The sequence below is a fragment of the Candidatus Pseudomonas phytovorans genome (assembly GCA_029202525.1).
GTDB classification, from domain to species: domain Bacteria; phylum Pseudomonadota; class Gammaproteobacteria; order Pseudomonadales; family Pseudomonadaceae; genus Aquipseudomonas; species Aquipseudomonas phytovorans.
Genome location: CP119325.1, coordinates 3,102,213 through 3,126,236 on the forward strand (window position 1 = coordinate 3,102,213; position 24,024 = coordinate 3,126,236).

Below are 24,024 nucleotides of genomic sequence, written 5' to 3' on the forward strand. Positions count from 1 at the left end.
ACCGAACAATCAAGGAATCACACCCATGTTCCATAAAAGCCTGACCCTGTCCGATTTCGACCCTGCGCTGTTCGACGCCATTCGCCGCGAAGTGCAACGTCAGGAAGACCACATCGAGCTGATCGCCTCGGAAAACTACACCAGCCCGCAGGTGATGCAGGCCCAAGGTACCGAACTGACCAACAAGTACGCCGAAGGCTATCCAGGCAAGCGTTATTACGGTGGCTGCGAGCATGTCGACGTGGTCGAACAGTTGGCCATCGACCGTGCCAGGCAACTGTTCGGCGCAGGTTATGCCAACGTCCAGCCGCATTCTGGCTCCCAGGCCAACGCTGCGGTCTACCTGGCCTTGCTGCAAGCCGGAGACACCCTGCTGGGCATGAGCCTGGCTCACGGCGGCCACTTGACCCACGGTGCCAAGGTGTCGTCCTCGGGCAAACTGTACAACGCTGTGCAATATGGCATCGACGGCAACGGCCTGATCGACTACGACGAAGTCGAGCGCCTGGCCGTCGAGCACCAGCCGAAGATGATCGTGGCGGGCTTCTCGGCCTACTCGAAAACCCTCGACTTCCCGCGTTTTCGGCATATCGCCGACAAGGTCGGGGCCTATCTGTTCGTCGACATGGCCCACGTCGCCGGGCTGGTGGCGGCGGGCCTGTATCCCAACCCGCTGCCGTATGCCGACGTGGTCACCACCACTACTCACAAGACCCTGCGTGGGCCACGTGGTGGCCTGATTCTGGCCAAAGCGGACCCGGAGCTTGAGAAAAAGCTCAATTCGGCGGTGTTCCCAGGCGGGCAGGGCGGGCCGCTGATGCACGTGATCGCCGCCAAGGCGGTGTGCCTCAAGGAGGCTTTGGAGCCAGGCTTCAAGGACTACCAGCGCCAGGTCATCAGCAATGCCCAGGCCATGGCTCAGGTGTTCATGCAGCGGGGCTTCGACGTGGTTTCAGGTGGCACCGACAACCACCTGTTCCTGGTCAGCCTGATCCGCCAGGGTATTACCGGCAAGGACGCCGACGCCGCGCTGGGACGTGCGCACATCACGGTGAACAAGAACACCGTGCCCAATGACCCGCAATCGCCGTTCGTGACCTCGGGCCTGCGCATCGGCACCCCGGCGGTGACGACCCGTGGTTTCAAGCAAGCGCAGTGCCGCGCCCTGGCGAGCTGGATCTGCGACATTCTTGACCACCTCGGTGATGCTGACGTTGAGGCCCATGTGGCGAGCCAGGTCTCTGAGTTGTGCAAGCTGTTCCCGGTCTATTCCGCCTAGCCAATGGGGCCGCTCTGCGGCCCTTCGCGGGCTTGCCCGCTCCCACAGGTGCTGCGCTGGACTCAGGTATTGCGCAACTCCTGTGGGAGCGGGCAAGCCCCCGTGATGCTGTCGGTCAATATCAGCGCAGAGCCAGGAGCCAGCCATGTCAACCGAACAACTGCACCAAACACCACCGCGACCGCAGCCTTTGCAGGCCGGGGTGAAACTGCGCGGCGCCGAGAAGGTGGCGCGTATCCCGGTAAAAATCCTGCCCACCGAGGATGTGCCACGCAAGCCCGACTGGATCCGCGTGGCGATTCCTACCACGCCCGAGGTAGCGCGGATCAAGGCGCTGTTGCGCAAGCACAAGCTGCACAGCGTGTGTGAGGAAGCTGCCTGCCCGAACCTGGGCGAGTGCTTCTCTGGCGGCACGGCGACGTTCATGATCATGGGCGACATCTGCACCCGGCGGTGCCCGTTCTGCGACGTCGGCCATGGTCGGCCCAGGCCGCTGGATGTCGACGAGCCAAACAACCTGGCCATCGCCATCGCAGACCTGGGCCTGAAGTACGTAGTGATTACTTCGGTGGACCGTGACGACCTGCGCGATGGCGGCGCCGGGCATTTTGCCGATTGCCTGCGCGAGATCCGCAGGCTGTCGCCGGGTATTCAGCTGGAAACCCTGGTGCCCGATTACCGCGGGCGCATGGATGTGGCACTGGCCATTACCGCGCAGGAGCCGCCAGACGTGTTCAACCACAACCTCGAAACCGTGCCGCGCCTCTACAAGGCGGCGCGGCCTGGCTCGGACTTCGAGTGGTCACTAGACCTGCTGGAGCGCTTCAAGCAGCAGGTACCGAGGGTACCGACCAAGTCCGGGCTAATGCTAGGCCTGGGCGAAACCGATGTGGAAGTGATCGAGGTGATGCAGCGCATGCGTGAGCATCAGGTCGACATGCTGACGTTGGGACAGTACTTACAGCCTTCGCGCAGTCATCTGCCGGTGCAGCGTTTCGTACACCCGGACACCTTCGCCTGGTTTGCCGAGCAGGGTTTGGCAATGGGATTCAGGAACGTGGCATCCGGGCCACTGGTGCGTTCGTCCTACCAGGCTGACCGGCAGGTGCAGTTTGTGCAACGTGTCGTTGCCGGTTGAGCGCTGTGCCCCGTTTTCGCTTTAAACATGGAGGTAACTCAAAGTTGGCATGAAAATCTCATGTGCAGCACTTGGCATACGATTTTCGTAACCTTGCATTCACCCTCCATGGACAAAAACAAAAGGGGGCTTACATGAGTTGTCTGATTTGCGCAGGGCAGGCGCAATCCGTCGAATGCACCCATGGATGGGAAGAGCGGCATTGTTCCCAGTGTGGGTGTTACCGAATGTCTCAAGCGCTCATCCTGGTGATGATGGAAGAGGGGCAGATTTTCGATACCGCGCGCATGCGGGAATGGCTCGCGGCTCGGCGTGTGCTGGTGCCTGTTCCTTCCATCGACCATACCCAGGCGATATTGGCGCGTTGAACGGGCGTTGCGGCAGGCATGGTGTACCTGGCTTGGTGGACTGCGGCATCATGGCGTGCCCGGCCATCAACGCACCCAGGAGACAATGATGATCAGAACTGGCGACCAACTGCCCGACGTTACGCTGTACGAGTACAACAACGACGAAGGCGCCTGCGCAATCGGCCCCAGTGCCTTTTCCATTCATGAGCGCTGCAAGCAGAAAAAAGTGGTGATTTTCGGTTTGCCTGGCGCGTTCACGCCTACCTGCTCCGAACGCCATGTCCCAGGTTATGTTGCGGCGGCGCAAGCGTTGTTCGCCGCTGGCGTTGACGAAATTCTCTGCGTTTCGGTGAACGATGCCTTTGTCATGAATGCCTGGGGCAACAGCCTGCAGGTGGGCGAAGCGGTCAGGATGATCGGCGATGGCAACGGTGAGTTCAGCGACGTACTGGGCCTGATCCAGGACCTGTCGGCGCGTGGATTGGGGCGCCGTTCGCTGCGTTACGCCATGGTCGTTGACGACCTGGTAGTCAAACATGTTGCTGTCGAGGCGCCTGGCAAGTTCGAGGTCAGTGATGCGGTGAGCGTGCTGGCTACGTTGCGTCAGCTTTAGCCGCCAGGCCCTTCAGTCGTGACTGTCAGGGTTGCCGAAGCATGGTTCGAACCGACCCGATAACAACAAGGTAAAGACGGTTGAAACTTCACCAACTCAAAGCGCTGGTCGCCATCCATAACGCAGGCAGCATCCTTGAAGCCTCCAAGCTCATGCACATTACTCAGCCTGCGCTGAGCCGTTCGATCAAGGACCTGGAACGGGAAGTCGGCTTCAGCCTGTTGCAGCGCTCGCACAAAGGCATGGCGCTGACCGAAGAAGGCAAGCGCGTCATCCGCCACGCCAACCTCGTGGTGGAGAGCATCCGCCGCCTGCAGATCGAAGCCGCGAGCATTCAGGATGCCGCGCTGGGGGCGGTGTCGATCGGGGTTACCTCGCTGACAGCGATGCTCGACGGCGTCGATGAGAGCATCCTGGCCTTTCGGCGCAAGTACCCGCGGGTGAAGATCACCATCACCGACTTGCGTCCCAGCCAGATCCTGCAGCGCCTGCGCGACGGCAGCCTGGACTTTGCCATTACCTCGCAGCAACCGCTGAGCCGGCTGAGCCTGGACTGGGAGGCGCTGGGCAGTATCAAGGGCCGGGTGATCTGCCACGCGTCGAACGCGCAAAAGTTTTCCAAGTCTCTGCGCACCTTGCAGTACGGCCACTGGATCAGCCTGGATGAGCTGGCCGATCAGGCTTCGCAGTTTCACCAGCTGTTTGAGGTCAACGGCCTTCAGGTACCGCAGAACACCGTTGAATGCACCTCGGTGATGATGGCGCTCAAACTGCTGAAGAACACCGAATCGTTGATGACCATCAGTGAGCTGGCGGTGGACCAGGGGTTCAGCTTTGGCGTGGATTGCGAGTACGTGGCCATGGCGGTGCAGGAGCTGATTCCGGACTACCCCATCAACCTGGTCTGCATCGACCGCCACAGCCTTACTGCGCCTGCCCAGGAGCTGTTCCACAGCTTGCGCGGGCAGGTGCTCAGGCAAACCCGCCCACTGGCGTCAGAAGTGGTAGTACATGCCTAGTGAGACATTGCTCGGGTTATCGCCAACCTGCTCCACCGGGGTGCCGGCGTAGGTGACCGACGACGCACGCTGGTTGACGATGAAGCCGAGCCGCCCATAGACGGCCCAGCGCGGGGTGATGAAATGGTCATAGCCGATCATCACCCCGGCTGCGTCTTTGTCTCGGGCGGTGACCTGGCGCTGCATCACGGCCAGGCGCAGTACATCCAGCTCACCGACCGGCGCCATGACCCCGAAGGTGTACAACGTGGTACTGGGTGTGCCGGCCTGGTCCACGTCCTGGCGTTGCCAGGTCAGGCTGGTGGCCAGCGGGCCGAAATCGTAGAACGCCGACAGGCTCTTGTAGTAGTTGGCGGTCTGCCGTGAGCTGCCAGCGTCGTCCCATGGGTCGCTGTAGTACAGGTTGTAGGAGGCCAGCAGCATCACCCGGCTGTTGCGGTACTGCAGCCTGGCGCCACCACCCCGCACGGTGCGCCCCTGGCTTGCGGCATCGTCGAAGCCGAAGCTTAGCGCGGTGCCAATGCTGAAGCCGTTCAGGTTCGGGCTGGTGTAGGCCAGGGTGTGCTTGGGGCGCAGGTCCAGGTAAAAGGCGCCCTTGCCGGCGGCAGGCAGGGCCAGGTAGGTGTAGGGTGAGCCGTAGGTGGCCAGGAACGGGTCGGCGTAGGTAGGCGTGCCCATGCTGTAGGTCTTGCCGAACTCAAGCTTGCCCAGGGTTCGCGAGCGCAGGGCAACCGTTGCCAGGCGCAGGGTGCCAATGGTGTCCCATGTCCCCTCCAGGGCTTTGCCATTGACGTTGAAGCCTTCCTCGACATCGAGCTCCAGCACGGTGTCGGGGTTCAGCCCCTTGCGGGCGTACAACCCGACCTTGTTGGTCCATGCGCCGCCGCCCGCCAGGCGAAAGCCCGAGTGGTGCTGCGAGTCGTGATAGCTGGCGAATGCATCCACAGTGCCGTACACCTTGAGCTTGTCATCGAAACCGTAATCCACCCCGTAATAACCAAAACCCGGCGCAATCCGGCTGAGTGTCGGAAAGCCTTCGGCCTGTGCCTGCACGGCAAGGCTTGCCCCGTGGATCATCAACAGCAACGACGTAGTGCGAGTGTTCATTCACGACTCCAGGCCAGCACAGTGATGTGGTGGCTGTAGCGTCGGTGAACAGCAGGTTGCAGCGTGATTGCTTATTCGGCCACGTCATGCCGTTTGGTTAATTGAGGGTTGGCGGGGCGTGACGTTTGGCGACAACGTCTGTTTTAGACAGGCTTCGTACACACTGCAAAACCGCGCTTGATGCCCGGTTGAGTGAGCACTATCGGGGCAGCGCAAAGCAGCAAGGCAATCTGTGCGCCACCTTAGGGCAAATTGGTCAACGACCGGTCCGGTCAATAAACCATTAGTTAACCCTATGCCGAAACTGCAAGTGTGTTGGGTGCCCGATTGGCCGATATTCGCTGCACGCCGCGAATTGCCATCGGAGATAACAATGACCAGACCGCTACCCGCACCGCCCCTCATGCAGACGGGCGCGCATTCCGCCGCGCAGGCATCGTCCTCACGCAAAACCCTGATCGCCTGCTCGTTGGGCAATGCGCTGGAAATGTACGACTTCACGATCTACAGCTTCTTCGCTGTGCTGATCGGCAGGCATTTCTTCCCCTCCGAGTCGGCAATGGCTTCGTTGTTGATGTCGCTGGCCACCTTTGGCGTCGGCTTCCTGATGCGCCCGGTCGGGGCGATGGTCATCGGCCGCTATGCCGACCGGCGCGGGCGCAAGGCGGCATTGAGCCTGACCATCGGGTTGATGACCTTGGGCACTGCGCTGATCGCTTTTGCGCCCACTTACTCGCAGATCGGCATTTTTGCCACGCTGCTGCTGGTGGTGGGCAGGCTCATCCAGGGCATGTCGGCAGGCGGGGAGGTGGGTACCGCGTCGGTGTTCCTGATGGAGTCCAGTGCGGTTGGCAACCGTTGCCAGAACGTCAGCTGGCAAGCCGCCAGTCAGGGGTACGCCGCATTGGTGGGGGCCGGCTTTGGCTTCGCCCTCAGCCAGTTGCTCGACCCCGCGGCCCTGGAAAGCTGGGGGTGGCGGATACCGTTCATCTTTGGCCTGCTGATCGGCCCGGTCGGCTGGTACATCCGCACGCGGTTGCCCGAAACCCACGAGGCCGCCCCGGCGCACAAGGCCGAACAGGTGCTGGATGCAGAACTGCTCAAACGCATCGCTCAAGGCATCGGCCTGATGGCCAGCTCGACCATTGGCATGTACCTGTTTGTGTTCTACATGCCTACCTACCTGACCACGGCATTGCATTACCCGCCAGGCAGCGCGATGGCAATTGCCTGTATCAGCAGCGGCTGCATGGCGGTCATCTGCCCGTTGGCGGGCAAGTTTGCCGACAAGTATCAGCTCAGAAAGCGCCTGCTGGGGTGGACGGTTGCCATGCCGGTGGTGCTGACACTGCCGGTGTTCTACCTGCTTGGGCAGGTGCAGCACATGGGCCTGGCCATGATGTGCGTGGCGGTCCTGATCCTGCCGACCTGCATCGGTGCCGGTGCGTTCTTTGCGCTGATCATGGAGGGCTTCCCGAAAACACGGCGCTCGTTCGGCACCTCGGTCAGCTACAGCCTGGGGGTGACGATCTTCGGCGGGTTCTCGCCGCTGGTGGCGACCTGGCTGATCGCGGCGCTCGGCACCCCGTTGGCGCCGGCCTACTTCCTGTTGGCCGGCGGTGTGGTCAGCCTGGTTTGCCTTAAATACTTCCCCGAAAACAAAGGATGCGAGTGACATGGGTACTTTGAACATGGCTAATTTCCAAAGCAATCAACCTCAGCCCCCGGCAGCGGGGCTGGATGAGTTCGTCGTGATTCGCCGGCAGATTCACGCCGCGCCGGAGCTGGGTGGCGACACCCCCGACACGGCCGCGCTGGTGGCCGACAAGCTGCAGGCCTGGGGATATGAAGTGCACCGCAACGTAGGCGGGCATGGCGTGGTCGGGGTGTTGCGAGTGGGCGACAGCCCGCGCAGCATCGGCCTGCGAGCGGACATGGACGCATTGCCCATGAGCGAGAAAAACCCCTTCGCGCATGCCAGCAAGATCCCCGGCCGCATGCATGCCTGTGGCCATGACGGGCATACCGCCATCCTGCTGGCAGCCGCTGCGCAACTGGCGGCCACACGCAGTTTCAACGGCACCTTGAACGTGATCTTCCAGCCGGACGAAGAGGGCCTGGCCGGGGCCAAGGCGATGATCGACGACGGCCTGTTCGAGCGTTTCCCCTGTGACTCGGTGTACGCGCTGCACAACATGCCCGGCATGCCGGTGGGTACCTGCGTGGTGCAGGCCGGGCCCACCATGGCGTCCTCCGAACGCGTCAGCATTCGTATCACCGGCAAAGGCGGGCACGGGGCGATGCCGGAGCTGTCGGTAGACCCGGTGATGGCGTTGAACAGCCTGATCAGTGGCATCCAGACCATCAAGTCGCGCAACCTGAGCGTCGAGGAATATGCCGTCATCAGCATCGGCATGATCCAGGCCGGCACCGTGTACAACATCATCCCTGACGAGGCCTGCATGCTGCTGAGCGTGCGCACCGACACGGCCGAGACCCAGCACAAGATCAACCGCCGCATTGACGACCTGGCCAGGGGCCACGCGGAAAGCTTTGGCGTGGAGATCGAGGTGCAATTCACCCAGTTGGCGCCCGCGTTGTGCAACAGTGATCACGAAAGCGCGTTGCTGCGTGAAAGCCTGAGGCCGTTGTTTGCCGACGGTGCGCTGCTGGACAAAATGCCCAGGAAGGTCATGGGTACCGAGGACTTTGCCTACATGCTGCAGGCACGGCCTGGCTGTTACTTCATGCTGGGTAATGGCACGGGTGAGTTCCATGGCTGCTCGGTGCATAACCCTCACTACGATTTCAATGATGCGCTGGTGAAGATTGGCGCCGACTGTTGGGTGAAGTGGGTTCAGGACTGCCTGCGGTGACACAAAGTCCAGGCAGGTAAACCTGCCCGGAACATTCATAACTATCAGGCGACTGGTGTGCGCCAATCATCAGAGCCACCGGTTCCGGCTACAGTGTGCTCCCAGACGATCTTCCTGTAGGTCAGAGCAACCTCGACGAGCTGTGTATAGTTTTCGTTCACCTTGTCTTGAACGTGTGGGAGGACGGTAGTGATGCTGACGATTGTTGCGTCTTCAAGGGTGGTATTGAAGAAATGCTCTTGTCTGCCTTCCGTGGAGGTTCGGTACCAACTGACTTCGACGATCGGCAGCATTTCGCCTGTGACCAGCGCTTGATACATCAGCGGCGTCGCCTTATTGAGTGAACTTGTGAACTTGAACGGTTTGTGTACGCGCTGACCGCTGGGTTGACCATTCTGTGGATCAGTTGGCGTGGTCACTTCATGCTTGATCTCCTGAACCAGAATTTCATCCTCGTGGCCTTGCTGGAAAACGTTCCCGACAGAGTCAGCGGTGAATGCCCCAGCGGTTATGTTGCCTTGGGTCTTGCCTTGGATCTTGATGTAAGCGGGTGTTGGCATGGCAGTTTCTCCTGCGTCCATGTGGATTGACACGCGCACCACAGGTGGCGTGGCCATCGGAAACGATGGGCTTGTCAGCGAGGCAGAAGCCTCGCTAATTCGTTGAATTCGCTTGCCCTCTTGGCGGCCGCCTACTGCTGCAGGATGCGGTTGAGCGACTCCAGCACCTCGGTGGTAATCAGGTGCAGGCGATAGCTGTAGATGCCGTAAGCCACCGCCATGGCAATGGCTGAAATCACCAAGGGGCTCCACCAGGGCCATTGCCGGTTCATGCGGAAGTTGCGCGGGGCCACGTTGGTGTAGGGATCGCACAAATCATCTGGCGCTGGGCCGCGTAGTTCGCGGATGATCCTGTGCAGTTGGTGAATGAGGGCATTGAGCGTTTCTTCGCCTTTTGGCGCGAGCGCGTACTTGCCCTGCAGCCCAAGGCAGAGTGCGTAGTACATGAACTCCAGAACGTCCTGATAGCGCTTGGGCTCCTGCATCAGGCGCGTGATCACCGTGAAGATTTTTTCCCCACCCCAGGTTTCGTCGTGGAAGATGCTCAGCAGCGGTTCCTGGCTCCAGCAACTGCTCTTGCCCCAAGGCCGTTCCATGACGGCCTCGTCTATCAGCAGGCACAGGCCGTAGGAGTACGCCAGCATCTGCGCGGGCTCGTAACCGTGCTGGCGCATCTCTTCCTGAATGTTGTCGATCTGGTTGCGTACCTGCTGGTGCACATCCTTGATGTTTGGCAGTTCGTCCAGCGTACGCAGGCGTATGACCAAGCCGAACAGAGGCCATGCGGCATCCAGCATCAGGTTGGCGAAGGCGCCCCGCAGTTGGAACTCCGGGTCGGCGGGGTAACCTTCTGAAACGGGTTCTGGCTCAGGCCTTTCCGGAGATGTTTGCGTACTGGTTGCCGCGGCCTGGGCCTGGGCCACTGGCTTTTTAAGGGTTGAGTCAAGCGGCTTGACTTCAGTGGTTTTTTCATCGAGGGGCGTATTGTTGTTTTTTCCCATGTCATTCACTCCTGATCGCCCAGAACTGCAGTTCAAGCCCGGGGAAATCGCCCGCAATGTGGATGCCGAAACCATTGGCCTTGACCATGCAGGCCCATGACGGGTCGCGCCGGTCCAGCTCGAAGTAGCTGAAGCCCGCGTGGAAGGGCAGGTCGCGGGGTGCCACCGGCAATGGCAGCAGAGGGATGCCCGGCAACTGCAGCGGTACCAGGTCGTTCAGTGACTCAAGTGAGGTGATCTTGGCTTTCTGGATGAACATGTGGCCTAACGCCTGCGCTGGCAGGTCGGCGCGTACGGCGATGATGAAGTCGGCTTCGTCGATCAGCCGGCGGTCTTTCAGCGTGGTGGTCATCACGCCGAAGTGCTCGCTTTCCAGCGGCAGTGAAACAGCGCGTGGCCGCAGGACGGTGCTCAGAGACCGGCGCAAGGTGTCTTCCAGCGGTTTGAAAGAGGTGCGCAACGCGGTGTGGTGGTACGCGGGGTACTCTTGCGGCAGCCTGTTCTGGTCGGTGAAGGTGACGAACTCTCCACAGGCCTGACTCATGCACAGGTACAGCTGCTCGGGGTGCGTTTGCGCTTGCCTGGCAAGGTGCTGGAAGCACGGCCACCAACGGTTCATGGCCTGCAGCATGTTGAAGTCGCGAATGTCGGCGATACCGGACTGACCGGAGGCACCAATGCGTGAGGCAAGACCACGCGCCCGCTCGCGCAGGGTGTTGGTTATTTCGTCAAGGAACCGCTGAAGGGCCGGCACCGCGCGCACCGAAACGCTGGTGGGGTAGAACGTATCGTCCAGTTGCAGGCTGCCGTCGGGCCGCCGCTCCAGGATTCGTGCCAGGGCCAGGCGGGTATAGGCGCTGCTGTCTTCGGCCTTGCGTTTGAGCTGCAGGTTGGGTACGGCAAGGTCTACCTGTACCAGATCACCGTCAGCGGTGTGGGTATCTTTGATTTCCTGTGTCTGGGCGGTGTAGCGGAAGTTGGCGACATTGTCCGGCCAGCTCACTTCGCGGCCGCCATCGGTACGTAGCGGCAGGCACAGATACACCTCGCTGTCTTTGCAAGCGTCGTCGTCGATTTCCAGCGGCGGCGGTGGTGGCAGGTCGGCGGGGATGTCGAACACCGTGCCGTCCGGCATCACGCCCCGCGCCCGGGTGATCGCGATCTTGCCCAGGCTCAGGTACTCGTCGTTCAACTGAAGTTCGCTGAAGCCGTAGAAAGATGCATTGAGGCTGGCGAGGCGCTGGTGCAGGGCTGCTTCGCTGGCTCTCGCCGCCTGCTGGAAATGTTGTGGTTTGACGAACAGGCCTTCGGGCCAGAGAACGGGATTTCGTGAACTCATGGGCGCTCCGTGTCAGCGTGAGTAAGCAGAAAGGGCAAAGGGTGTTTATGCGCCATCAGTCTTCTTCCTTGAGCACGATGTGCGTGTCGTTGACCAGCACCGACAGCATGATCTGGCGGCCACGCGGCGGAATGCGCAGTACTTGCCGCCAACTGGCGTTTTCATGGCCTCGGTAGTCGGCAAGCACCGCAACGAAGCGGGTTTCGGCGTGGATGGGCTCGAATGGGATGTACTTGAACTGGCCAGGGTGCAGCAGGTAGTTGTCACTGCGGATATAGGTACTGCGCAGTGCCTTGGCCGGGTCCTGATCGAGCAGTTGGTACACGGTGTTGCGCACCAGTGAGTCGTCACGCAGTTGCAGGATCGTGATGGCAATGGGTGTGGCGACCGCTTCTGAGCCAGGGGTTGTGGTGCGCGGCAGGATCAACGCCACGGCAGGGTCGTCGTAGCTGCCAGGGGCGCTTTCTTCCAGGGGCGAGCGAGCCGGGTCGCTTTCGTCCTCCTCGTCCTCCTCGTCCATCTCGACAGGGGACATGGCAGGAAACTGCGCTTGCAGGTATTCGAACAGGGCCCCGATTTTTTCGGTGAGTGCATAGGGATCGCTGGCACTCAGGGACACAGCATAGGGGCTGGGCTCCAGGGCACGATCCTGTTCGGCTGCTAGGTCAAGGCTGTTCGGATTACCATTGAGCGTCGGGCTGGCATTGATGCTGAACCCGACCTCGGTCGGGTGATCCTTGGGCGGCCCGATAGGCAACGAGTGGTCCACGGCTACCTGGCTCATTCGGCTCAAAGCGGTGCAGCCGGCGAGCCCGACTACCGCAAGTAGCAAAGGCGCAATCAGTAATGAATGACGCGTCATGGGCGTTCTCCTGCAATCAGGCTTTGCAAGGGGCTTGCAGCGGGTGCCCCTGCATCAGCCGCTGCGTCCAGTGCCGCCAGCGGGTCATTGCCCATGGCTGCTTTGAAGACCGAGCAGATCTCGACGGCTGCCTGGGGAGCACATGGCCTTACCCGCCAAGGGGTGGCAGGCTCTTCGGCTATCAGGCTGTCGAGCGTCCTGCACTCAGGATTGAACAGGCCCGCCAGCGAGTGTGTGCCGGCAAGATCCTGGGCGTGCCGAACCTGTAGCCGATAGGCGCCGATGCAAAGCTGGTCACCATCAACCAGACGCCTGGGTGGCAGCGATCCCAGGCTGGTGGAACTGTCATTCATGTAGGTGCGATGGCAGTGGTCGATTACGCAAAAACTGCCTTCGATCCAGCGGATTTCACAGTGGATGGGCGCAATGGCCTCATCACGGTCATTGATCCGCCAGGTTGCCCGCCCGCTGCCGATAGTGCCGCCCTTGTGGTCGAACCGGTGCCGGGCATTCACGTCATGCTGCAATTGGTCGAGATTGCTGATGCTCAAGGTCACTGTGCTCATGAGCGCCCCCGGAAGCGCACAACCGGGCTGATCTGGCCATGTCGGTCATCGACAAAGCTGGTCCAGCCCAGGTAAGCACCCTGGCTGCGGTGCAAACAGAAGGGCGACAACGCGTTCTGCATCAGACGCAGCTCCAGGTCGTATGCCAGCCCGTCACGCAGCAGAAAGTCGATCAGTGCACGCAAACGGCCGAAGTTGATGCCGCTGGGCAGCAAGTCCCGCAGTTGCGTCTGGTCGAGTTCGCTGATCACGATGGTGAATTTGCTGCTGCGGGTGCGCGTGCGGTTGCCAACCATGAACGAGCTGCCCAGTTGGCCGTTGGTATGTCCCAAGTGTGTAAGCTGCCTGGACGTAGTCGCGACTGACCGCGTCTCGAACTCGCGGATCTGCACATGCTTGAGGTCGAAGCAGTGCGCGATGATGCCGGCTACAGTACCCGGCGCACGGCTGCGGCTGGCGATCACGCCGGCAAAACTGAGCAGACGGCTCCAGGGCAGCGCCGTGTCCCCTCGCAACTGCTTGTCGTCAAGCCCCAGCAGGGCAAACATGTACTGCGAAAACCCGTCACTGGCGCCCGGCTGGAAACGGATGTAATAGCGGTACTTGCGCCAGATACGGTGCAACAGGCTGAGCAGGTAGTGGTTGAAAAAGTCGAAGAAGGCCGGTCGTACACCAATGCCCTGCGCATGTTCATAGGCCACCTGTTCCAGGTAATAGGTGGGCAATGGCGAATCGGTGCCGTGCAACCCCAGGAACGTGGCAACGACGCGGTAGCGCGCGTCTTCAGCGGGCATTCTTTCGGCTTTGCACACGTCTGAAACGGGAAAGGTCAGCCGTGGGTCGCAGGCCAGGCGCACGCGCTGCCGGGTGGCCTCGTTTGGCCAGCGGGGTTCCAGGTCATCGCCATGCAGCCCGTGCAGTCGCTCCAGCAACTGGAAGAAGTTGTACTGGTGCGCTTCGGCGAGCAGTTTGTCGGCTAGATCAGCGGTTGCTTGCCGGTCTGTATTGGCCATATGTAGTGCTCGTTATTGGTCGTATTGATCACTTCCAGCTGATGGAAGGAATTGATGCTGGCGTACAAGGCGAAGAAGTGGGCGAGCACGCAGCTGAACAGGTACAAGTCGCCTTCGCAGAGGAAGGCGGTCTGGTCCAGTTTCAGCCGGGTGTGCAGGCCGCGAATGGGTTGCCCCTTGAACAGCCAATCCATGGGCTGTGTGTTGATATCGCGTATACCGTCCAGGCGCTTACGGGTAGTGCGGGCCTGCTGGATGTCGTGCAGGGCCATGAAATCGTAGGCGCGGATCACTGCTTTGAGCGGCTCTACCGAGAGCAGGGACAGGTAGTTGAGCGACATGTTGGATATCAATGAGGTATTGAGAAACCCACAAGTAAAGCGTTCGTGCGGTGCCGGTATCGCCGCTGAGGTAAAAGTCGAGGCTGGTACAGCCCAGGCTGTTCAACGGCCGCTCGACCACTGTGTGCAGGCCGATGCAGACCACGGAACTGTCGAGTGTCTGGGTGGCGGCCACCGTCTCGATCTCGAACGGATGAACGTTGACCGCTGTGCAGGTGCGAAACTCGCAGGCTACGCCGTCGACCGGTTTAGAGAACAGCCTCGACCCCTTCGGGATGTATTGTGACTGGCTGAGGGATTGCCTGACCGGGCTGAACTGGATGATCGTCGCGCTGGGCAGAGGCCGCAGGTAATTCGGCCACAGTAACTGCAGCATGGGATGGGTCAGCTCTGGCAGATCATCCTCCAGCTTGAGCCGTAGCTTGGCGGTCAGAAACGCGAAGGCTTCCATCAGGCGTTCGACATCGGGGTCGCTGGCACCTTTGCCAAGCAAACGGGCGAGTTGCGGGTTGTCCTTGGCAAAGTCGTTCCCCAGTTCGTGCAGGTAACGCAGTTCTTCGCTGAAACTGTCTTTCAGTGACATCGGTCACCTCACTCGGGTGTAGCGGTTGTGCCCGTTGACCAGCAGCTCGAGTTGCAGTTGCTCTGCGTGGTTGTTGACCTGTACCAGGCAATCCAGCTTGAAATGCAGTTCCAGCGGGGCATGGGTATCAGGCACTGCGTTGAGCGTGCGAACCTGTATGCGTGGCTCGAAGCGCTGGAGGGTGCGGCGGATATCAGCGCTTACTTGCACAAGCAAGTCGCCGCTGTTCACGTCATGCCCGTTGAAGTCGCGCAGGCCCAGCTCAGGGCTGCTTTGGGAGCACCCATGGCGGGCATTCAGCAGCGTTTCGAGGTGACGCTTGATGGCGGCGAACTTGTGGGAAGCGCTCTCTCGCCGGGAGGCCTCCCGGTTGCTGCACTGATCCAGCATCAAGCGATCAAAAAGACCACTCATTGCGTATCAAGCCGCCCGACCAGGGAGATTTCGAAATTCGCGCCCATATACTTGAAGTGCGGGCGAACGGCGAGCGACACCTGGTACCAGCCCGGGTCGCCGGCAACATCCGAGACCTCAATACTGGCGGCACGCAGTGGCCGACGGCTGCGAACGTCGGCAGACGGATTCTCCTGGTCGGCGACGTACTGTTTGATCCATTTGTTCAGCTCGGACTCAAGGTCGCGGCGCTCTTTCCAACTGCCGATTTGCTCGCGCTGCAGCACCTTGATGTAATGGGCCAGCCGGTTGACGATGAACAGGTAGGGCAACTGGGTACCGAGCTTGTAGTTGGTTTGTGCCTGTAGGCCTTCGGGGGTTTTGGGGAAGTGCTTGGGCTTTTGCACCGAGTTGGCCGAGAAGAACGCGGCGTTGTCGCTGTCTTTGCGCATGGTCAGTGCAATGAAACCCTCTTCGGCCAGCTCGAATTCCTTGCGGTCGGAAATCAGCACCTCGGTAGGAATCTTGGCCTGCAACTGGCCCAGGGACTCGTACAGGTGGACCGGCAAGTCTTCGACGGCACCGCCCGATTGGGGGCCGATGATGTTCGGGCACCAGCGGTAGCGGGCGAAACTGTCGTTGATGCAACTGGCTAACAGAAAGGCAGAATTGCCCCACAGGTAGTTGTCGTGCTGCCCGTCGATGTTTTCGTCGTAATTGAAGCTTTCGATCGGCTGCTCCTGCGGGTGGTAAGCGCTGCGGAGCATGAAGCGCGGCCCTGTCAGGGCGACGTGACGGGCGTCTTCGCTTTCACGAAACGCGCGCCACTTGGCATGCCGTGGGCCGGCGAAGAGGTCTTTTATTTCCTTGAGGTTGGGCAACTCCTCGAAGCTGCTCAGATTGAAAAACTCGGGGGCGGGTGCGGCGAGAAAAGGCGCATGGGACATGGCACCTATGGAGGCCATGTAACTCAGCAGTTTGATGTCGGGGGAAGAAGGGCCGAAATTGTAGTTGCCGACCATGGCCGCAATCGGCTCTCCGCCGAACTGGCCATAACCTGCGGTGTAAACATGTTTGTAGATACCGCTGCAGGTGATGTCTGCAGCATTTTCAAAGTCGTCGAGCAGGTCTTCTTTACTGGTGTGCAAGACTTCGAGCTTTATGTTTTCTCTGAAGTCTGTGCGTTCGACCAGAAGTTTCAGGCTGCGCCATGATGATTCAAGCTGCTGGAACTCAGACTGATGCAAAATGGCATCCATCTGTTTGCCGAGTACCCTGTCGATTTCGGCAATCATCTGGTCGGCCCGATGCTTGTTGATCAGTTGATCCGGGTCGTTGTTCTTAAGGATTTCGGCGATGAAGGCAGATACACCCTGCCTGGCAACCTGGTAGCCCTCCTGAGCAGGTACCAGTTTGGTCTCTGCCATGATCTGATCGAGCAAGGTAACGTTGCCCGAGGTGTCGGTCGGTTTATCTGTGGTGATGGTGGGGTTGCTTGGCTTAGGCATGGGTGCGCTCCGTTGTCTCAGTCTTTTTCGGGTGCCTCAAGCACCAGGTCCAGTTCTTGGGCGAGCTGTTTACGGGCCTGCTCGTTGTTAAGCAGGTGCTGCAGCTGCTTGCGGAAGGCCGGGACGTTACCCAGTGGGCCTTTCAGGGCGACCAGCGCTTCGCGAAGCTCCAGCAGTTTGTTCAGCTCGGGCACCTGGCGCGCGATCCGGTCCGGCCCGAAATCGTTGATGGAACGGAACTGCAGTTGGACTGCCAGCTCGGCATCCGGGGCGGTGCTGAGCCTGGATGGCACAGAAACGTTCAGGCTCACGTTGGCGTCGCTCAACACGCTGTTGAAGGTGTGTTTATCGATGCGCATGACCTGACGGTCCTCTAGCGCCCGGCTGTCATCCAGCCCGAAGTCGCCCAGAACCAGCATCTTGTGGGGCAGCTCTACCTCAGCCTGCTCATCACTCGTCGCTGGGACATACTTGATATTGACGCGTTCTTTAGGTGCGACGGATCCCGTGCTTTTAGACATCAGCAGGTAACTCCTTGTTGGCTTGTAGGATGTTTGGGCGTAGGCGTGTTTGATATTGCTGTAATTCTTGTAGGAAGTTTCCTGCATATGTTTAATTGGTTGGGGTGGTTGTCTGTCCCTATAAAAACCATGCATGGAAAAGTGCTGCGTGGTCGAGCGTGAAGATGTAAGTTAATATTTGTTTGTGTGCACCTGGAGGCATGTATTAGGCTTCTGCTGATTTTGTTCGAGTTGGCCGCATGCATTTATGTGTGGTGGTGTTTATTTGTAGGAAAGTTCGTGTGCTCATGTAGGGCGTTTGTACTATTTCAGAGAGTAAGCTCAGGATGATTAACCGCTGTGTATATGGCGCCGGCCTCTCGTTGCTGTTTTGTTTGCAGCCAGTGCTGGCGGGTCCCACTCGGGACTGCCCCCGGATAGTGTCCAGCGTCGAGCGGCTGGCCTGTTTCGATCAGGCTGCGGGCACCCCGGCATACATGACAGAACGGCAGTGGTCTGCACCGGAGCAGCAGGCACCCAGTGTGTTGCGCGTGTTGGCCAATGAAGCTGCCCGGGCAGCGGACGACCTCACGTTTCGGCTTCGGGGCCAGATTCAGGAAGGTGCGGGCGCACCAGCGCTTGTGATTTCGGCGCCTGCCATTGCATCGAGTGACGAACCTGCTTACATGGCAATCAGTTGCATCCAGGCGATCTCCCGGCTACAGCTGATCGCCAGGCGCCCGATCGAAGCAAGCTGGGTCAAGGTACGGCTGACCGGGCAGGGCTGGTCTACCCGTGAGACGCCCTGGCAGGTGATGGAGAACGGGCAGGTGCTCGATGCCGGGCGGGGTCTGCCAGCCATCGAGCAGATCAGGGAGCTGATCGGTGCTCAGCGTATCCAGGTTGTGAGTGATCACGCCGAGATCGACGGGTTGACCTTCGATGCACAAGGCCTGGACCCCTTGATCAGCCAGGCGCGAAGCACATGCCGGTGGTAGCGCAGGTATCCGGGGACGAGGTCAGTCGGTTGCCGGACAAAGCGGTTGACCTGATAGATACCGCCTGCGCACGCGTTCGCATGAGCCTGGATTGCGAACCCCAGGCGCTGGTGCACCTGAAGTCTCAGAAGACGGCCCTGACTGCAGAGCAAACTGCGCTGGAAGAGGATGCACAGCTTACCGGCAAGGTGATTGAGCCTCGATTGACGAAGATCAACGCTCAGCTGTTTCAACTGGAGCGCCAGCAGGCCGCGCTGGAGTTGCAGTACCAACAAGAACTCGATCTTACCCACCAACTGCTCAATGTCCGTCAGGCCGAGCAGGTCGATACAGCGGCCTGCGCGCAGCTGCAACAAGAACTGAGCTATGTACAGGGGAGTCGGCCGCTACTGTCGCTCGACGTGTGTGCCCGCAGCGTGGCCGAGGTGATCGCTGACTGGACAGGCGTTCCCCTCGGGAGCTTGCTCAAGGACGAACACGCCAGCTTGTTGACCCTGGAAGATCAACTGGCCGAACGCGTTGTCGGCCAAGACCCGGCCCTGCTCGCACTGGCTCAGCGGCTGCGTGCCGCCCGTACAGGGTTAACGAACGACAACGCGCCGATGGGCGTCTTCCTGCTGGTCGGCACCAGCGGCATCGGCAAGACGCAAACGGCGCATGCCCTGGCCAGCAGCCTGTTCGGTGGAGAGAAGTCGCTCATCACCCTCAACATGTCCGAGTACCAGGAGGCGCATACCGTCAGCCAACTGAAAGGGTCGCCACCTGGCTATGTTGGCTACGGCCAGGGTGGCGTACTCACCGAGGCCGTTCGACAGCGCCCCTATAGCGTCGTGCTGCTGGACGAAGTCGAGAAGGCCCATCGTGATGTGCTCAACCTGTTCTATCAGGTGTTCGATCGCGGCGTCATGCGCGATGGCGAAGGACGGGAGATTGATTTTCGCAATACGGTCATTCTGATGACCTCCAACCTCGGCAGCGACCTGCTGCAAAGTTACATCGAACAGCAGCCAGCCACGGAAGACGCTGCACTCCACGAGCTGTTGCGCCCGGTGCTACGCGAGCACTTCCAGCCAGCACTGCTGGCGCGATTCCAGACATTGATCTTCCGCCCGCTGGAAGCCGGCGCGCTCAAGCGCATTGTCGCGATCAAACTCGACCAGGTTGCCAGGCGTTTGCAGCGTCATTACGGCTTGCAGTGCGCGGTGGATGACGCGCTCTACGAGGCCTTGGTCGCCGCCTGCCTGCTGCCTGATACCGGCGCCCGCAATATCGACATTTTGCTGAACCAGCAGATTCTACCAGTACTCAGCCAACAGCTACTGCAGCGCCAGGCCCTGGGGCAGCCTACCCAAATGGTGGCGCTTGGGTACTGCGAAGACACCGGTATCAGCTTGAGCTTTTCCGATGAACACGACGCAGCGTTGCTGGCTACCGAGAGGGCTTGATGATGGTGACCCATAACCACTACACGCTTGAAGTCGATGAACTGGATGCCGTCGAGCTCGATGTACTGTCGTTCAAAGGCGAGGAATGGCTGAGCCAGCCTTTCAAGTACACGGTGGCCTTTACCTCTGCGACGCAGGACATCAATGCTGCCAAGGTCCTTGGCAAAGACGCCAGTTTTCAGATGGGGTCGTCAGGCGGGCCGCAGCAATATGTGACCCAGGAGGCCGCATCACGCACGCTGCACGGTGTGATCACCGGTTTCAAACGCGTCTCCAGTTCCAGGGATGAAGCCCGTTATGAGGTGACCCTGCAGGCGCGGTTGGCACTGCTCAGCCGTGGCCAACAGTACCGGATCTATCAGCATCAGTCGGTACCGGAAATCGTCGAAAGCATCTTGCGCAATCGCCATCAATTCGAAGCGCATTACTTCCTGTTCGACCTGCTCCGCGAATACCCGTCATGACTTCTTGCTTCGCTTATCGCGTGGCATCGAGACCGGAACCGTTGCGCGCTGGCTCCCCGCGCTGCGTGCGCTACACAGCGAGCGTGAGATTGCATTACGCGGCGTGTGGTTCAGTTTGCCACTGCGCTCAAATAATCACTCGGGGTTGAATCACCACTGGTTTGATAGCCCCGCGTGGTCTGGCATTGCCGGTGATCGGCCTGCTCGACCCCGCAGATTGGGTTGGAGCCCGGGAAGAATCATTTACGCCTCGGCGCTCGGGCTAGCGACCGTCTGGGCCATCGGCTTGTTGGTGTCCTTTGCCAGCAACCGTGTCGAACTCGGTCGAGTGGATGCCGCATACCGGGCGCTGGAACAGCCCGAGGCCGGCAGTGATCCAATGCACGCCTTGGGCGAGCTGGTTCGCGAACTGTCCCGACTGGCCTACCGCAGCGAGCACGGCGCGCCCTGGTATCAACGCTTTGGCCTGAACCGCTCTGATGACCTGCGTGAGGCGGTGTGGCCGCTGTATGTTGAGGCCAATGCTCGACTGCTCCTTGACCCGACCGCGTCCGACCTGGAAGGCCAGCTTACCGCTCTGGTCAAGCTCGCACCTGGCAGCCCGGCACGTGCCGAGCGAGCGCAGCAGGCCTATGAACCGCTCAAGGCCTACCTGATGCTGGCCCGCCCGGAAAAAGCCGATACTGACTTCCTGGTCGAGAGTGTGGGCGTAAAGCAGCCTGCCATGTGGCGGTTCTACGCCGAGCATTTGCCCGACCACCCGGAGTGGGCGGTCAAGGCCAACCCCAAGTTGATTGGCCAGGTTCGCCAGGTACTGCTCGCTGAGCTGGGCCAACGCAACGCGGAAGCGACGCTGTACCAGCAACTCCTCGACACCGCCGCCAACCACTATCCGCCGATGGCCTTGCAGCAAATGGTTGGCGACACAGACGCGACCGCGCTGTTCACCAGCACCGGTCACGTCCCCGGCGTGTTCACCCGTGAAGCCTGGGAGGGCCAGGTCCGCGCGGCCATCGATGACGCCGCGACGGCGCGTCGTGAGGAAATCGACTGGGTACTGAGCGATAACGTGGGCGATGTCGCGGGCGAGCTGAGCCCTGAGCAACTGAAAGCGCGGCTGACGGCGCGCTATTTCAGAGATTACAGCAGTGCCTGGCTGGCCTTTCTCAATAGCCTGCGCTGGAAGCAAAGCACTAACCTGCATGACGTAATTGCCCAGTTGACGGTGATGAGCGATCTGCGCCAGTCGTCTCTGATCGCCCTGATGAACACACTGAGCTACCAAGGGCAGGCGGGTGCCCGTGGCCAGGCCCTGGCCGACTCGCTGATTGAGTCGGCACAGAAGCTGGTGGGGCAGAAAGCGCCACCGCGGGTTGATCCGCTGGCTCAAGCTTCCAGCGGCCCACTCGACAGTACGTTCGGCCCCCTCATGACCTTGTTGGGCAATGCCCCCGAAGGCCGACCCGGCAGCGACCAGTTGAGCCTGCAAACCTTCCTTACGCGGGTCACCAGTGTGCGGCTGAAGCTGCAACAGATAACCAATGCCCCAGACCCGCAAGCCATGACGCAAGTGATGGCGCAGACCGTGTTTCAAGGCAAGGGCGTCGACCTGAGCGACGCGCAGTCCTATGGCAACCTGATTGCCGCAAGCCTGGGCGCAGAGTGGGGTCCGGTGGCTCATGCGTTGTTCGTGCAACCCTTGACGCAGGCCTGGCAACAGATCCTGCAACCGTCATCCGCAGGCCTCAACCGGGACTGGCAGCGCGCCATCGTCGATGAGTGGCATGGCGCATTCGACAACCGATACCCCTTTGCCGCGTCCAGCAGTGATGCGTCCCTGCCCATGCTCGGGCAGATGATTCGCGCCGACTCCGGGCGGATCGAGCAGTTCCTGCACCAACAGCTCAGTGGACTGGTGCGCAAAGAGGGCAGTCGTTGGGTAATCGACCCCCGGCAAAGTCAGGGCTTGCGTTTCAACCCCGCCTTTCTGGAGGCCATCAACCAGCTCAGCCAGCTGGCAGATGTGCTCTACACCGACGGCGGCATGGGCATGAGCTTCGAACTGCGCGGCAAACCCGTGCGGGATGTGGTGCAGACCAGCTTCGTGCTCAACGGCGAGAAGCATCATTACTTCAACCAGCGCGAGCGCTGGCAGCGCTTTCGCTGGCCAGGGCAGGGAGACCACCCCGGTATCAGCCTGACCTGGACCGGCATCCATGGCGGCGAACGGCTGTATGCGGACTACCAGGGCACCTGGGGTTTGATACGCCTGCTGGAGGAAGCCAGCGTTACACCGCTGGACGACGGCGATAGCCGTTTTCGTATGGTGTTGAGCGCGCCGGATGGCCTGGGCCTGACCTGGCATCTGCGTACGGAGCTGGGTGAAGGCCCGTTGGCGTTGCTCAAGCTGCGCAGCTTCCGCCTGCCCAGGGACATCTTCCTTGTGGACGATGCGCGTTACGCGCAGAACGGAGGCCCGCTATGAGCCTGAAAAGCCTGGTCGCCAGTTGCCTGCCCGGGAGCGATGCCATCGCCCTGGCCCGAGAGCACGGCCAAGGCTGGGAAGCCTGGTTATCCCCGATCAGCGCTGACGCACCTGCCGGTGAAGACCCCGGCTATGACGACGATTTCCAGCGCATGCGCGAAGAAGTCAACCGGCTCTCCGGTGCTGACGTGGAGTTGGTCGCAGAGCTGGCGCAGCAATTGCTGAAACATGCCTGCAAAGACTTGCGCGTAGCAACGTATTACCTCTGGGCCCGCCTGCACAAGGATGGGGAACCGGGCCTGGCAGACGGCTTGACCCTGCTGGCCGCTCTGCTGGAACGCTATGCCGAAGGCATCCTGCCGGCGCGCCCCAACAGCCGAAAAATGGCCTTGGAGTGGCTGGCGGGTGAGCGTGTGCTGGCTAGCTTGTCGTTGTACCCGCAGGTGGTCAAGGCCGAGACCCGGCGCACCGTGGCGGCACTGGTGTGGCTGGAGCAGGGCTTTAGCGCATGGCCACAAGACCACCGGCCACACCTGGATGGCTTGTACACCGCACTGTCCGCTCGCCTGGCGGTGGCGGGTGGCGTGGATGCGATTGTTCCGCAAACCAGCAATGAGTCAGTGCCGGAGGACACTGGCACCAGCGCGAAGTCGTCGGCGATCAAGTCCGGGCGAGACCTGCTGGACAGTGGGCGTCAGCTGGCAGGCTACCTGCGCGACCAACCAGAGGGGTGGCTGGCGGCCCATCGGTTGATGAAGACCCTGCGCTGGGACACCGTCCACCAAGTGCCACCGCAAGATGCACAGGGCATTACCCGCCTGGCGCCCCCGCGCGGTGAATACCGTGCCCAGCTCAAACGCTTGCACTTGCAGCAACGCTGGAGCGAGTTGATCGAGCAGGCCGAGCGGATGTATGCCGAGGGCGTCAACCACTTCTGGCTGGACCTGCAACGGTATCTGCATCAAGCCTTGAGCAAATCACCCCACCCGCACAGCAACTGGGCCGAAATCGTCAAACACGACCTCAACATGCTGCTGCAGCGTTTGCCTGGGCTGGAGACGCTGTACTGGAGCGATGGCTCGGCCTTTGCCGATGAAGCCACGCGTGAGTGGATCAATCAGCACGTCAGCGATAGCCGCGGTGCGCAGTGGCTGCCTGCTGCAACTTCGGCAACCACGGCGGCAACCTGCGAAATCCTCGCACTGGAACCCGAGGCGCTGGCACAAGCCGATGCTGAGGGTGTCGAGCCGGCGCTGGCCTGGCTGGCAAACCGGCCTGATGCCCGTGCCGGGCGGCAACGCTGGTTGCTGCGCCTGTTGATGGCCCGGGTGGCCGAGCAGTACGGCAAGGCCGAACTGGCCATTCATTTGTTCACGGAACTGGATACCGCCGCGCACCGCCACGCACTGCCCGACTGGGAGCCCGAGCTGATCTTCGAGGTCAAGGCGCGCTTGCTCAAGCTGCTGCGTTTGAAAGCTCAGCGCAACGACGCCGACCGGCCTGCATTGGCACGGCAGATGGAGCAACAGTTGGCGGCGCTGGTAGCCATTGACCCGGTACGTGCTGCGGTGCTGTGCAGCTAAC

20 protein-coding genes and 3 pseudogenes are annotated in these 24,024 nt (G+C 60.8%); 12 read left to right on the forward strand and 11 right to left on the reverse strand.

Features of this window, described 5'->3' with window-relative positions; genetic code table 11:
- The first annotated feature begins 25 nt into the window (after window positions 1-25).
- From P0Y58_13925 to P0Y58_13945, 5 genes are all read left to right on the forward strand, one after another.
- A complete protein-coding gene (locus P0Y58_13925) occupies window positions 26-1,279 on the forward strand; it encodes a serine hydroxymethyltransferase (protein WEK33235.1) in 1,254 nt (417 codons plus the stop codon).
- A gap of 145 nt (window positions 1,280-1,424) precedes the next feature.
- On the forward strand, window positions 1,425-2,417 hold the full coding sequence (gene lipA, locus P0Y58_13930) for a lipoyl synthase (protein WEK33236.1): 993 nt from the start codon (window positions 1,425-1,427) through the stop codon (window positions 2,415-2,417).
- Window positions 2,418-2,644: 227 nt separating this feature from the next.
- Window positions 2,645-2,785, forward strand: coding sequence for a hypothetical protein (locus P0Y58_13935; protein ID WEK33237.1), 141 nt, complete (start codon window positions 2,645-2,647; stop codon window positions 2,783-2,785).
- 88 nt (window positions 2,786-2,873) lie between these two features.
- A complete protein-coding gene (locus P0Y58_13940; GenBank protein WEK33238.1) occupies window positions 2,874-3,380 on the forward strand; it encodes a peroxiredoxin in 507 nt (168 codons plus the stop codon).
- Between the two features lie 80 nt (window positions 3,381-3,460).
- Window positions 3,461-4,399, forward strand: coding sequence for a LysR family transcriptional regulator (locus P0Y58_13945; GenBank protein ID WEK33239.1), 939 nt, complete (start codon window positions 3,461-3,463; stop codon window positions 4,397-4,399).
- On the opposite strand, the gene P0Y58_13950 is transcribed toward P0Y58_13945, so the two are convergent.
- Window positions 4,376-5,506 carry a porin gene (locus tag P0Y58_13950; protein WEK33240.1) on the reverse strand — a complete coding sequence of 377 codons (1,131 nt, stop codon included), beginning with the start codon at window positions 5,504-5,506 and terminating at the stop codon, window positions 4,376-4,378. The two genes, P0Y58_13945 and P0Y58_13950, sit on opposite strands and share 24 nt — an antisense overlap.
- A gap of 373 nt (window positions 5,507-5,879) precedes the next feature.
- Here P0Y58_13950 and P0Y58_13955 point away from each other — a divergent pair, with 373 nt between their 5' ends.
- Together P0Y58_13955 and P0Y58_13960 are read left to right on the forward strand one after the other, a co-directional pair.
- Window positions 5,880-7,181 (forward strand): MFS transporter, encoded by a 1,302-nt coding sequence (locus P0Y58_13955; GenBank protein ID WEK33241.1) that lies wholly within the window; start codon window positions 5,880-5,882, stop codon window positions 7,179-7,181.
- Between the two features lie 16 nt (window positions 7,182-7,197).
- The gene (locus tag P0Y58_13960) at window positions 7,198-8,382 is read left to right on the forward strand and encodes a M20 family metallopeptidase (protein ID WEK33331.1); all 1,185 of its coding nucleotides are present in this window, start codon (window positions 7,198-7,200) and stop codon (window positions 8,380-8,382) included.
- Between the two features lie 44 nt (window positions 8,383-8,426).
- Here the strand turns inward: P0Y58_13960 and P0Y58_13965 are convergent, their stop codons facing one another.
- From P0Y58_13965 to tssB, 10 genes and pseudogenes are all read right to left on the reverse strand, one after another.
- Complete coding sequence (locus P0Y58_13965; GenBank protein WEK33242.1) at window positions 8,427-8,942, reverse strand: Hcp family type VI secretion system effector; 516 nt, start codon at window positions 8,940-8,942, stop codon at window positions 8,427-8,429.
- 131 nt (window positions 8,943-9,073) lie between these two features.
- Window positions 9,074-9,943 carry a type IVB secretion system protein IcmH/DotU gene (gene icmH, locus P0Y58_13970; GenBank protein ID WEK33243.1) on the reverse strand — a complete coding sequence of 290 codons (870 nt, stop codon included), beginning with the start codon at window positions 9,941-9,943 and terminating at the stop codon, window positions 9,074-9,076.
- Between the two features lies 1 nt (window position 9,944).
- A complete protein-coding gene (tssK, locus tag P0Y58_13975) occupies window positions 9,945-11,282 on the reverse strand; it encodes a type VI secretion system baseplate subunit TssK (protein ID WEK33244.1) in 1,338 nt (445 codons plus the stop codon).
- A 55-nt stretch (window positions 11,283-11,337) separates the two neighbouring features.
- Window positions 11,338-12,144 (reverse strand): type VI secretion system lipoprotein TssJ, encoded by an 807-nt coding sequence (tssJ, locus tag P0Y58_13980; GenBank protein ID WEK28024.1) that lies wholly within the window; start codon window positions 12,142-12,144, stop codon window positions 11,338-11,340.
- A complete protein-coding gene (locus P0Y58_13985; protein WEK28025.1) occupies window positions 12,141-12,710 on the reverse strand; it encodes an FHA domain-containing protein in 570 nt (189 codons plus the stop codon). The genes tssJ and P0Y58_13985 overlap by 4 nt, the downstream gene beginning before the upstream one ends.
- Complete coding sequence (tssG, locus tag P0Y58_13990) at window positions 12,707-13,723, reverse strand: type VI secretion system baseplate subunit TssG (protein WEK28026.1); 1,017 nt, start codon at window positions 13,721-13,723, stop codon at window positions 12,707-12,709. Before tssG ends, P0Y58_13985 begins: the two co-directional genes overlap by 4 nt.
- Window positions 13,687-14,647, reverse strand: a pseudogene (locus P0Y58_13995) (type VI secretion system baseplate subunit TssF). Before P0Y58_13995 ends, tssG begins: the two are co-directional and overlap by 37 nt.
- Window positions 14,648-14,650: 3 nt before the next feature.
- The gene (gene tssE, locus P0Y58_14000; protein WEK28027.1) at window positions 14,651-15,061 is read right to left on the reverse strand and encodes a type VI secretion system baseplate subunit TssE; all 411 of its coding nucleotides are present in this window, start codon (window positions 15,059-15,061) and stop codon (window positions 14,651-14,653) included.
- Window positions 15,058-16,548 carry a type VI secretion system contractile sheath large subunit gene (gene tssC, locus P0Y58_14005; protein WEK28028.1) on the reverse strand — a complete coding sequence of 497 codons (1,491 nt, stop codon included), beginning with the start codon at window positions 16,546-16,548 and terminating at the stop codon, window positions 15,058-15,060. Before tssC ends, tssE begins: the two co-directional genes overlap by 4 nt.
- Window positions 16,549-16,565: 17 nt before the next feature.
- A complete protein-coding gene (gene tssB / locus P0Y58_14010; GenBank protein WEK28029.1) occupies window positions 16,566-17,069 on the reverse strand; it encodes a type VI secretion system contractile sheath small subunit in 504 nt (167 codons plus the stop codon).
- A gap of 326 nt (window positions 17,070-17,395) precedes the next feature.
- Between tssB and vasI the strand changes: the two genes are divergently transcribed.
- The 5 genes and pseudogenes from vasI to tssA all read left to right on the forward strand — a co-directional run bounded on the left by vasI (window position 17,396) and on the right by tssA (window position 24,023).
- Window positions 17,396-18,046 (forward strand): type VI secretion system-associated protein VasI, encoded by a 651-nt coding sequence (gene vasI, locus P0Y58_14015; GenBank protein WEK28030.1) that lies wholly within the window; start codon window positions 17,396-17,398, stop codon window positions 18,044-18,046.
- 29 nt (window positions 18,047-18,075) lie between these two features.
- A pseudogene (locus P0Y58_14020) lies at window positions 18,076-19,491 on the forward strand (AAA family ATPase).
- 2 nt (window positions 19,492-19,493) lie between these two features.
- Window positions 19,494-19,955 carry a contractile injection system protein, VgrG/Pvc8 family gene (locus P0Y58_14025; GenBank protein ID WEK33332.1) on the forward strand — a complete coding sequence of 154 codons (462 nt, stop codon included), beginning with the start codon at window positions 19,494-19,496 and terminating at the stop codon, window positions 19,953-19,955.
- Window positions 19,951-22,440 (forward strand): annotated as a pseudogene (locus tag P0Y58_14030) (ImcF-related family protein). The gene P0Y58_14025 and the pseudogene P0Y58_14030 overlap by 5 nt, the downstream one beginning before the upstream one ends.
- On the forward strand, window positions 22,437-24,023 hold the full coding sequence (gene tssA / locus P0Y58_14035; protein ID WEK28031.1) for a type VI secretion system protein TssA: 1,587 nt from the start codon (window positions 22,437-22,439) through the stop codon (window positions 24,021-24,023). The pseudogene P0Y58_14030 and the gene tssA overlap by 4 nt, the downstream one beginning before the upstream one ends.
- Window position 24,024: the final 1 nt, after the last annotated feature.

What these genes read in the sequence shown, in the direction of transcription:
- tssJ (WEK28024.1), bottom strand. Translation starts at nt 12,144, where the DNA reads ATGACGCGTCATTCATTACTGATTGCGCCTTTGCTACTTGCGGTAGTC.
- tssG (WEK28026.1), bottom strand. Translation starts at nt 13,723, where the DNA reads ATGGCCAATACAGACCGGCAAGCAACCGCTGATCTAGCCGACAAACTG.
- P0Y58_13940 (WEK33238.1), top strand. Translation starts at nt 2,874, where the DNA reads ATGATCAGAACTGGCGACCAACTGCCCGACGTTACGCTGTACGAGTAC.
- P0Y58_13965 (WEK33242.1), bottom strand. Translation starts at nt 8,942, where the DNA reads ATGCCAACACCCGCTTACATCAAGATCCAAGGCAAGACCCAAGGCAAC.
- tssC (WEK28028.1), bottom strand. Translation starts at nt 16,548, where the DNA reads ATGCCTAAGCCAAGCAACCCCACCATCACCACAGATAAACCGACCGAC.
- vasI (WEK28030.1), top strand. Translation starts at nt 17,396, where the DNA reads ATGATTAACCGCTGTGTATATGGCGCCGGCCTCTCGTTGCTGTTTTGT.
- P0Y58_13925 (WEK33235.1), top strand. Translation starts at nt 26, where the DNA reads ATGTTCCATAAAAGCCTGACCCTGTCCGATTTCGACCCTGCGCTGTTC.
- P0Y58_13950 (WEK33240.1), bottom strand. Translation starts at nt 5,506, where the DNA reads ATGAACACTCGCACTACGTCGTTGCTGTTGATGATCCACGGGGCAAGC.
- P0Y58_13985 (WEK28025.1), bottom strand. Translation starts at nt 12,710, where the DNA reads ATGAGCACAGTGACCTTGAGCATCAGCAATCTCGACCAATTGCAGCAT.
- tssK (WEK33244.1), bottom strand. Translation starts at nt 11,282, where the DNA reads ATGAGTTCACGAAATCCCGTTCTCTGGCCCGAAGGCCTGTTCGTCAAA.
- P0Y58_14025 (WEK33332.1), top strand. Translation starts at nt 19,494, where the DNA reads ATGGTGACCCATAACCACTACACGCTTGAAGTCGATGAACTGGATGCC.
- tssA (WEK28031.1), top strand. Translation starts at nt 22,437, where the DNA reads ATGAGCCTGAAAAGCCTGGTCGCCAGTTGCCTGCCCGGGAGCGATGCC.
- P0Y58_13955 (WEK33241.1), top strand. Translation starts at nt 5,880, where the DNA reads ATGACCAGACCGCTACCCGCACCGCCCCTCATGCAGACGGGCGCGCAT.
- icmH (WEK33243.1), bottom strand. Translation starts at nt 9,943, where the DNA reads ATGGGAAAAAACAACAATACGCCCCTCGATGAAAAAACCACTGAAGTC.
- tssB (WEK28029.1), bottom strand. Translation starts at nt 17,069, where the DNA reads ATGTCTAAAAGCACGGGATCCGTCGCACCTAAAGAACGCGTCAATATC.
- P0Y58_13935 (WEK33237.1), top strand. Translation starts at nt 2,645, where the DNA reads ATGTCTCAAGCGCTCATCCTGGTGATGATGGAAGAGGGGCAGATTTTC.
- P0Y58_13960 (WEK33331.1), top strand. Translation starts at nt 7,198, where the DNA reads ATGGCTAATTTCCAAAGCAATCAACCTCAGCCCCCGGCAGCGGGGCTG.
- tssE (WEK28027.1), bottom strand. Translation starts at nt 15,061, where the DNA reads ATGAGTGGTCTTTTTGATCGCTTGATGCTGGATCAGTGCAGCAACCGG.
- lipA (WEK33236.1), top strand. Translation starts at nt 1,425, where the DNA reads ATGTCAACCGAACAACTGCACCAAACACCACCGCGACCGCAGCCTTTG.